The 9,523-nt window shown below is 26.4% G+C and carries 11 protein-coding genes; 7 read left to right on the plus strand and 4 right to left on the minus strand.

Going from position 1 to position 9,523, the window contains the following annotated elements:
• Positions 1 to 70: 70 nt before the first annotated feature.
• Positions 71 to 523 carry a VOC family protein gene (locus Q0J90_RS03930; protein WP_297276668.1) on the minus strand — a complete coding sequence of 151 codons (453 nt, stop codon included), beginning with the start codon at positions 521 to 523 and terminating at the stop codon, positions 71 to 73.
• A 158-nt stretch (positions 524 to 681) separates the two neighbouring features.
• Here Q0J90_RS03930 and Q0J90_RS03935 point away from each other — a divergent pair, with 158 nt between their 5' ends.
• Both Q0J90_RS03935 and ruvC read left to right on the plus strand, forming a co-directional pair.
• Positions 682 to 1,425: a YebC/PmpR family DNA-binding transcriptional regulator gene (locus tag Q0J90_RS03935; RefSeq protein ID WP_297276669.1), complete on the plus strand. Its 744-nt coding sequence runs from the start codon at positions 682 to 684 to the stop codon at positions 1,423 to 1,425.
• A 35-nt stretch (positions 1,426 to 1,460) separates the two neighbouring features.
• Positions 1,461 to 1,934 (plus strand): crossover junction endodeoxyribonuclease RuvC, encoded by a 474-nt coding sequence (ruvC, locus tag Q0J90_RS03940; protein ID WP_297276670.1) that lies wholly within the window; start codon positions 1,461 to 1,463, stop codon positions 1,932 to 1,934.
• A gap of 110 nt (positions 1,935 to 2,044) precedes the next feature.
• Here ruvC and Q0J90_RS03945 read toward each other — a convergent pair whose 3' ends face one another.
• Both Q0J90_RS03945 and Q0J90_RS03950 read right to left on the minus strand, forming a co-directional pair.
• Positions 2,045 to 2,734: a hypothetical protein gene (locus Q0J90_RS03945; protein WP_297276671.1), complete on the minus strand. Its 690-nt coding sequence runs from the start codon at positions 2,732 to 2,734 to the stop codon at positions 2,045 to 2,047.
• 140 nt (positions 2,735 to 2,874) lie between these two features.
• Complete coding sequence (locus Q0J90_RS03950) at positions 2,875 to 4,017, minus strand: hypothetical protein (protein WP_297276672.1); 1,143 nt, start codon at positions 4,015 to 4,017, stop codon at positions 2,875 to 2,877.
• Between the two features lie 158 nt (positions 4,018 to 4,175).
• Here Q0J90_RS03950 and galE point away from each other — a divergent pair, with 158 nt between their 5' ends.
• The 5 genes from galE to lgt all read left to right on the plus strand — a co-directional run bounded on the left by galE (position 4,176) and on the right by lgt (position 8,875).
• Entirely contained in the window at positions 4,176 to 5,168 is a 993-nt protein-coding gene (gene galE / locus Q0J90_RS03955) for a UDP-glucose 4-epimerase GalE (RefSeq protein ID WP_297276673.1), read from the plus strand.
• A gap of 73 nt (positions 5,169 to 5,241) precedes the next feature.
• Positions 5,242 to 5,526 (plus strand): hypothetical protein, encoded by a 285-nt coding sequence (locus Q0J90_RS03960; protein WP_297276674.1) that lies wholly within the window; start codon positions 5,242 to 5,244, stop codon positions 5,524 to 5,526.
• Positions 5,527 to 5,545: 19 nt separating this feature from the next.
• Entirely contained in the window at positions 5,546 to 6,955 is a 1,410-nt protein-coding gene (locus Q0J90_RS03965; RefSeq protein WP_297276675.1) for a tetratricopeptide repeat protein, read from the plus strand.
• A gap of 157 nt (positions 6,956 to 7,112) precedes the next feature.
• Positions 7,113 to 7,835: a hypothetical protein gene (locus Q0J90_RS03970; protein WP_297276676.1), complete on the plus strand. Its 723-nt coding sequence runs from the start codon at positions 7,113 to 7,115 to the stop codon at positions 7,833 to 7,835.
• Positions 7,836 to 7,933: 98 nt separating this feature from the next.
• Positions 7,934 to 8,875 (plus strand): prolipoprotein diacylglyceryl transferase, encoded by a 942-nt coding sequence (gene lgt, locus Q0J90_RS03975; RefSeq protein WP_297276677.1) that lies wholly within the window; start codon positions 7,934 to 7,936, stop codon positions 8,873 to 8,875.
• Between the two features lie 86 nt (positions 8,876 to 8,961).
• Here the strand turns inward: lgt and Q0J90_RS03980 are convergent.
• Positions 8,962 to 9,523, minus strand: a 562-nt coding sequence (locus Q0J90_RS03980; RefSeq protein ID WP_297276678.1) for a lipopolysaccharide assembly protein LapB, incomplete at its 5' end; no start/stop codon positions are given.

The raw sequence follows: 9,523 nt of genomic DNA on the forward strand, positions 1-9,523 counted from the left end.
ATATTTTTTCTAAAAAGTAATTATAATTTAGTTATATTATTATAACTAGTTTAATATAATAAATAAAAAATTAAAATGTTTCCATTAGTTCTAAAATTATTCCGTCAGGATCCTTAAAATATAATGCCTTGCTTTTTCCAAATCCATAAGCTGTAAAATCAAATTCCTGAGGCGATGATAAACACTCTACATTATTCTTTAGTAAGTGTTTATATACATTTTCTATATTGTTTACTTTGAAGCAAATTTCTGATGTTGAAATTTTATTTAATTGAGGTTTATCTTCTATTGTTTTATGATTTATAAATTCTAATAGTTCTATTGGAGGAGATATTATATTATCGCTGCCATTTAGATAGGCAATTTTTATTTTACAGTTTTCCATATTAAAAAGTGCATCTGTTTCTTTGCCTTCCATTACAGCCTGACCTTTGAAAGTTAATCCTAATATATCTCTATAGAATTTAATAGATTTTTCTATATCACTTACTGTGATCCCTATATGCATTACTTCTTTTAACATTAATATATCCATAAATTTTATTTTTTATGTATAAAATATATAAAAAATAAAAAAATATTTTATGATTTTTTAAAAGTTGACAATAGTTAGTTTTTAGTATATAATATACGCAAAATATAATGATATCTAAAAAAAAATCTAATAAATAGAGGTGTAATATGTCAGGACACTCCAAGTGGGCTAGTATTAAACATAAAAAAGCCGCAAATGACTCAAAAAAAGGTAAAATTTGGTCTAAAATAGCTAAAGAAATAACAATTGCAGTAAAAGAAGGCGGAAGCCCAGATCCAGATCAAAATGCTAGATTAAGAATGGTTATAGTTAAAGCTAAAGGTACTAACATGCCTAATGATAATATAGATAGAGCTATAAAAAGAGGTTCAGGTGCTGGAGAAGGTGCTAATATTGAAGAAATGTCTTATGAGGGTTATGCTCCAGGAGGAGTTGCTATCATTGTAGATGTTGCTACTGATAATAAAAATAGAACTGCTGCTGAAATAAGATCTATATTTAGTAAAAACGGCGGAAACTTAGCAGAAAATGGTGCCGTTTCTTGGCAGTTTAAGAAAAAAGCTGTAGTAATGATTCCTGCTGCAGGAAATACTGAAGAAGGATTAATGGATATAGTTCTTGATGCAGGTGCTGAGGATATAGAGGAAGACGGAGAAGTATTTACTATTACTGGTCCTATGGAATCTTTATCTTCTATAGTTGATGCCTTAAAAGCTAAAGGAATTGAGCCTGAAAGTGCTGAAATAGTACGTATAGCTGATAATACTATGACTATAGCTGAAAGCGACGCTAAAAAAGTTATGAAAATCATAGGTCTTTTTGAAGATCATGATGATGTTTCTGCTGTTGCTACTAACTTAGAAATTACTGATAATTTAATAGAAGAATAATATTTTATCATAAAATAAAAGCAATTATATACTTTATGATAACTTTAGGAATAGACCCAGGATTTGCTAGATGCGGGTATGCTTTTATAGAAGCTAAAAACTCCGCATACAAAATAGTAAATTCTGGGCTTATTGAAACATTTTCAAATCAACCATACAATAAAAGACTTTCAACAATATATACAGAATTAAATACTCTAATAAACAAATATAATCCTAATGATGCTGCTATAGAAGAACTGTTCTTTTCTAAAAATACAACAACAGCTTTAAAGGTAGCTGAGGCAAGAGGCGTTATAATATTGACACTTACACTTAACAATATTGATTTTACTGAATATAAACCTAAAGAAATAAAATCTCAAATAACAGGAAATGGAAATGCTAATAAGGATGCCATGATGAAAATGGTTAATCTTTTTACTGGTTCTAATATTATTCAAGATGATACGGCAGATGCTGTTGCTATTGCTTTGGCACATGCTTCAAGAAATAGAATTCTTAAATAAATTTGTCAAAATATAATATTTAGCTGCATGATTTTATGTTATAATTATGAATATTTCTTATATTAGCTTTACTGATTCAAACTAATATAAGAAATAATTTATAATTTTAATTAAATATCATCAATCATATATATATTATCATCACGTTCCGTTTTTTGTTTTTCTGTTTTTTCTTCTTGATTATTATTTTCTTCAGAAGGAGCCGCTTCACCTGATTCCTGTTTTTGAAGTATCATTGATTTAATTTCTGATTCATAGCTTTTAATCATAGTATTATCAAAATTAGCATTAAGAAGCAGCTCTCTTAATTGTTTCAAATCATATACATAAGTGTATGTATGTTTAGCACTTCCTATCTGCTCTAAAGCTCTTATTGCTAATAAATCAGATGAAATAAGCTCTTTCAAAAATACAATGCTTCTTCCGCTTGTAATTTCATTATCAGTTAATGAATACACTTCAGATTCACCATATTTATTTAATATCATACTTCTAGGTTCATTTTTATCTAATCTATAAATTAAATCTATTTTGTCATCATCGCTGAATCTTTCTTTAAATAATAGAGACGGCGTATATATGTTGATATTAATACTATCTTTAGTTATTTTAATATATAAAGTATTATAATTTAAACTGTTTTGTTCTTGTGCTTTAATGTATAAAGATATTTCTTTTTCATCTGTAATAGGATCTATTTTTTCAACTAGATTCCATTTTCCTATATCATAGCTATCATAGTATTGAGAATATAGTATTGAAGATATTGCTAAAACAATAATAAAAATTATTTTTTTCATAAGGTAACTCCGTTTAACTCTTACTATATATATTATGATAGCTTTATGAATTTAAATCAATAAAAAATATATTTTTTTTATAATTTTAGTTTACATAATCTGACTATTAGTTTACATATTAATAAAATTTGATGGAAATTTTAATTTTTTATAATTTGTCCGTATTGTTTTTTTGTTTCAACATATGAGCTGTATAAATCATTTTTTATTGTTTCAATGTTGTATTTTTCACCGTTAATTTGAGCATCTATTAATTTTGGATTATTATTTTCTATTTTGAATTTTAAAAATGATTTCCATTTATTATTGGCAGATGATATATTAACTGTAACATAATCATTACTATCTTCCCATTTTACATCATATCCAAGTTTAGAAAATACAGTATCAATTATTTCTCCTATGGTTGCATCTCTATGAGGAAGGAAATAATTATTTCTTACAATATTAACCCTGTAACTTAAATTATTATTTTTTATGTCAGGAGTATTATTAAAATTATTGTTGTTATTTAAATTATTATTATTAAAATTTTGATTATTATTTGGTTTATAATAATTATTATTGTTTTGATTATTATAATAATTATCATTATAATAATTATAGTTATGCTTTTTATATAGATCGTATAATTTATTATCTATATTTTCAGTGCTGTAAGCAATGCCGTCTATTTCAAGAGCATTTAATTCCCAAGAGTATAAATCTATTATTTTAAACTGTATTGTAACTTTTTCATTATCAGAATATGCATTCATATTAACATAATTATTACCATCTACTCCTATTATTTTTTCCCATTTCACATTATCAAATATTGCTGTCATTATATCACCGACTTTTACATCTCTATGTGATGAAAAATAATTATCTTTTACTAGGTTTATAAACTGACTGTCGCTTAAATTAAGATTTTGATTATAATTATTTTGATTTCCAGTATATTCTTGATATAAATTATATAATTCTTCTTCTATGTTTGATATATTATACGGCTCATTATTAAGCTCAGCAGCATTTATATACCATTTATTATTAAGGATTCTAAATTGCAGTATAAATTTTTGAGAATCAGTGTCAGTTACCATATTAACATATCTATTACCATCTACACCTTCTATATCTTCCCATATTACATTACTAAATATTGTACTTATAATTTCATTTATTGTAATATTAGGGTAATTATTAAAATTTCCATATTTTACTAAATCTATATTATATGATTGAGAGAATACATTAATATATAATATAAATAGCAGAAGCAATATTTTTTTTGGCATAAACAACTCCATACTTTAAATATATTTAATAATTAGATTAATTTCAATATATTTTTTAATTTTATTATGATTATGGTTAATAATATTATAAAATATTGTTTTGACTTTTTTAGTAATTAAATTATACTTTTTATTATTAATTTAAATGGAGTATTAATATGGCTGTTTTAGTATGCGGAGGAGCTGGCTATATAGGCTCTCACGTAGTTAATGAACTTTTAAAGCAGAATATAGAAACTATTGTAATTGATTCATTGGAGTATGGGCATAAAGAAGCTATAAAAGAATGTAAGAATTTTTATCATGGAAATATTGGAGATAGTGCTATTCTTGATGAAATCTTCAAAAAACATGATATAGATTCAGTTATGCATTTATGTGCATATATAGAAGTTGGAGAAAGTGTGCAGAATCCTGCCAAGTACTATCATAACAATGTATCTAATTCTATTAATCTGCTTAATGCAATGCTTAAAGCAAAAGTGAAGAATTTTATATTTTCTTCTACAGCAGCAGTATACGGAGAACCGGAAAAAATACCTTTGGAAGAGGACTGCAGAAAAGAACCTACTAATCCTTATGGGGATAGTAAGCTGGCATTGGAGAAAATACTTTCATGGTATAGTAAAGCTTATGATTTTAATTATGTAGCTTTGAGATACTTTAATGCATCAGGTGCTCATCCAGACGGGCATATTGGAGAAGATCATAATCCGGAATCACATTTAATACCATTAATACTTCAAGTACCGCTTGGTAAAAGAGAATCTATAAAAATATTCGGTGATGATTATCCTACACCTGATGGAACTTGCCTAAGAGATTATATTCATGTATGCGATTTGGCTTTGGCACATATTGCAGCTATGAATTATCTAAAAAACGGCGGAAAAAGTATTTCATGCAATTTAGGAAATGGCAACGGATTCAGTGTAAAAGAAGTTATTGAAGTAGCTAGAAAAGTTACAGGACATCCTATACCTGCAGAAGTTTGCCCTAGAAGAGCAGGCGATTCATCAGAGCTTATTGCAAGCAGCAATAGAGCTAGAGAAATTTTAGGATGGACTCCTACTATAGATTCATTGGAAACTATAGTACAAACTGCTTGGAATTGGCATAAAAATCACCCTAAAGGATATAATGACAGATAATTTTTATTTTTGACTATAAATTATTGCAAATTTTTTAGTATATTCTATAATTATACTGTAGGGGTATCAACTTATGGTAGAAAAAATTAAAAATTTTTACAATACTAAAAAAAAATTATTTTTCTTAATAATAATTTTATGGTTATTATTAACAGTGAGTTTAGGTGTTCTTATAGGCTCTTGTTCTAAGCCTAAAGTTATACCATTAACGCCGGAAGAAGAAAATTCCAAAGCCATTAATAATATGAAAGAAGATGAGGAAAAAATTATAAAAGGAGAAATGCTTTCTACTAAGGACAATTTAACTTTTGAGGAATTAGAATACTCAAGAAATTATACAGAAAACCGAAAAAAATAAATAAATTTAGGAGAGAATCATGCGTGTTTTTTTATATTCTTGTATATTAGTTATGTTTACTGTATTTAGCTCGCTTTTTGCTCAGGAAACTATAACAGTTCAGCCTGATGATAAAGTAGTAACTAATGCAGCAGCCGCCCGTATAAAAGGCAGTCCTGCGGAAAAGGACTTAGTAAAGTCTGTAGATTTAGCAGAAAATACTTTGTTTTCTATTAAATTAAATGCTACTAATTTTGACAGATATATACGTATAACAAGCTATTCTACAAATTTAGATTTTGTAAGATTTACTAGAGATAAAACTAATGCTTTTATCACTTTTAGAACATTGACTGCTGGTTTGGGTAAACTTGATTTCCAAGTTGATAATGAACAAAGCATAATAAGAAAATATTTTTACACTATTAACGTTACAAATGTTCAAGGAGCTGCAGTAGATCAAAACTCTACAAATAATACAGCAACTAACAATATGAATAATGCTGCTGCTAATAACACAGCAACTAACAATATGAATAATGCTGCTGCTAATAACACAGCAACTAACAATATGAATAATGCTGCTACTAATAACACAGCAACTAACAATATGAATAATAATGCTGCTACTAATAACACAGCAACTAACAATATGAACAATACTGCTACTAATAATACAGATACAAATAGAGTTAATATTATTGTTAATGCTGATACAGGTAATACAACAGTTAATAATGCAAATACTGATCAACCTGTTAATAATACTCAGGCTTCTGCAAAAAAAGAGAATTCTAAAACTCCTGCAGGTGCTAATCCTGAAACAGTAGCTTTATTTAATTCTGCTGAAGACCTTAGAAATATAAAAGATTATAAAAATGCAGTTAATACATACAATAAAGTTATAAGTGAATATCCTGATTCTAAATATTCTGTATACAGCCATTTTAGAATAGGAGATATATATAATTATAATAAAGATTATACAAACGCCTTTGATATGTATCAGAAAGCATCTACTTTAAAAGGTGCTAATAATGATGAAAAAGCAGCTGCTATATATTCTATGGGTGTAATAAAAAAATTAGAAAACAAATACGATGAAGCTATTGCTTATTTCAATGATGTTATGACTAAATATTCTAAAAGTGCAGTATATGGAAATGCTGCTTATGAAGTTGCTGACAGTTTAAAACAACTTGGAAGAATCTCTGACGGTGCTTCTATATTAGAAAAATCTTTAGATGGAAATAAAAAATTCTCTAAACGCGGAGATGCTATATTGCTTCTTGCTGAAATATATGAAAAAGGTAATAATAATGTAAGAAATTTTGATAAAGCTTATCAGACTTACAATCAATATTTAACTGAGTATCCTAGTTCTTCTAAAGCTCAATATGCTAATGATAGAAAGAATTTTTTATACCGCAATGCTGTTAATTTAAGATAAAAAATATTTTTTAATAAAAATTAAAGCTCCTTAAGAATTAATTTCTTTTGGAGCTTTTTTTATATAAAACACAGTTATATTATACAAATAATACGTTTTTTATAAAAAAATCAAAATAAATTTTGACAAAACTCAAATTTTTTAGTATATATTGTACATGAAACATAATTTGAAATCCGATTTGGAAAGACTAAAAAATAGAGGCATGCCTTTAGAAGAAGATGTTAAATTATTAGAAAATAAATCATTAAAAGAACTTATTAAATGTTTGAATGATGATGACGCTATAATAAGAACATCTGCAGCCATAAATTTAAAACAGTATATAAATAAAAATAAAGTGTGCAGTAGTTTGTTATTGCAATTATCCAAAGAGAAGAGTTTGTATACTAAAATAGCAATATGCGAAACTCTCCAAAATGGTAATATTGATAGTGCAAAAGAAATGATTAACTATATTGGTAAGATTGGAGATAATCAATATAAAAAATTACCAGAAAAAGTATCCTTAAAGAAAACTTATCCAATGCCAAGAGATATAATAGCTAGAACTTTATCAAAAATGAATATAGACATATTTCCTATTTTAATAGATATTTTAGAAGGTGATGATTTAATAAAAATTTATGAAGTTATAGATGCTGTAGGATTTATGGTTTTTCATAATAAAGATTTATCTAATGATAAAAATCTTAATTATATAATCAACTTAATAAAGAAATATAAAGATAATAAACTTGTTCTTTGGAAATGCATAACTTGTTTATCAGCATTTAATCTTGAAAAAAGTAAAGATACCTTAAATAGTTTTGTAAATAATGATAATAAAGATATTTTCTCATTGGAGGCTAAGAGATCTTTATCTATATTAAATAGATAACTGACACTTGATAGATTAATAATTTCAATGTATTATTCTATACTAAAAAACTAATAAAAATAATTCATAATTAATAAATTTTAATTTAAGGAAAATATATGACTTATCCGGAATTTTTTACTCCATTTGTATTTCCGCCTAGCATACCTATATTAGGTGCTATTAGGTGGTATGGACTTATGTATATAGTGGGGATTATATCATCTTGTATTATTTTATATTTTTTAAAGAAAAGAGGCTGGATAAAATTTAATCTTGATGAAAAAAACGGCGGTATATATGACATGGTATTTTATGCTGCTGTAGGTGCTATAGTAGGTGCTAGAATAGGTTATTTTCTTTTTTACTCACCTCAGAGTTTTTTAACTCCTTGGGAGATATTAGGAATCAATCTTGATAATGGTTTTACATTTACAGGTTTTGCAGGCATGTCATTTCACGGCGGATTTATAGGAATGTTTATATCATTATTCATATTCAGCAAGAAATACAAATATGATTTTTATACTATTACTGATAATGCTACGCTTCCATGCAGTTTATGTTTATTTTTTGGAAGAATTGGAAATTTTATGAATGCTGAGCTTTACGGACGTGTTACAGATTCTTTTTTAGCAATGAAATTTCCTTTATATGATGCAGTAGGCGGATATGACAGATGGGCAGCTATGCTTCCTGCTATAAGGCCTTATACAGAGCCAAGACATCCTTCTCAGATATATGAGGCATTGCTTGAAGGTTTGATTCTTGCTTTAGTTTCTTTTTTAATAGGTTATTTAAGCGAAAAGAATAAAAATATAAGACCTGGTACAAGACTTTGGGTATGGATTTTTCTTTACGGACTTTTTAGAACTTTAATAGAACAATTTGCACGCGATATTACAGAATGGACTGCAGGCCCAGTCACAGCAGGTGCTATTTATTCTATGCCTATGATGTTAATCGGTATTGTTATGCTTATTTATATTTATACTAGAAAAGATTATAATCCTGCACTTGAAGTAAATACAAAAGAAGCAAAAAAGAATAAAAAGAAATAAATTAATTAGAAATTAACTTAATAATAAAGCCTAGTATGGTAAAACATATTAGGCTTTTATTATTTAAATACTATTTATATTTTCTCCTATTGTTTATACTTCCTATTCCATAATTTAAAAATGTATGCTGTTTCTACCTCTTTTCCTGATTCTATATCTTTTATGTTTTCTTTTGCTTCATTACTATATTTATCTATTTCTAAAATTCTTTTATATGTTTTTAAAGCATTATCTTTTTGATTTAATTTTATATAAAGTTCTGCAATGGATTTTAAATAAATTATATTATCTTCTTTATCTGGCATATTTTCCTTATATATTTTTATAAGCTCTTCATAAATATGTATGCTTTTATCTGGTTTTGAAACTTTTTGATAGAAAAATGCTAAATATGATAAACCTTCCATATAAGAATCTATTTTATTTTCATCATCATTATCAGCATTCGATATTTTTTTATTTTCAAAACTTTTTATCTTTTTAAGGCATACTTCTATAGATTTATTGTATGTTTCTAATGCACTTTCTTTATCATCAATTTTCAAATATAAATCTGCCTGTATTTCAAAAAGCTCATAATCATTTTTATTTCTTGATATTTCTTTATTACACTTTTCTATTAAGTCATTATATATTTCAAATGCTTTT

Origin of the sequence: uncultured Brachyspira sp. (genome assembly GCF_944390595.1) — a bacterium.
Classification (GTDB): Bacteria; Spirochaetota; Brachyspiria; order Brachyspirales; family Brachyspiraceae; genus Brachyspira.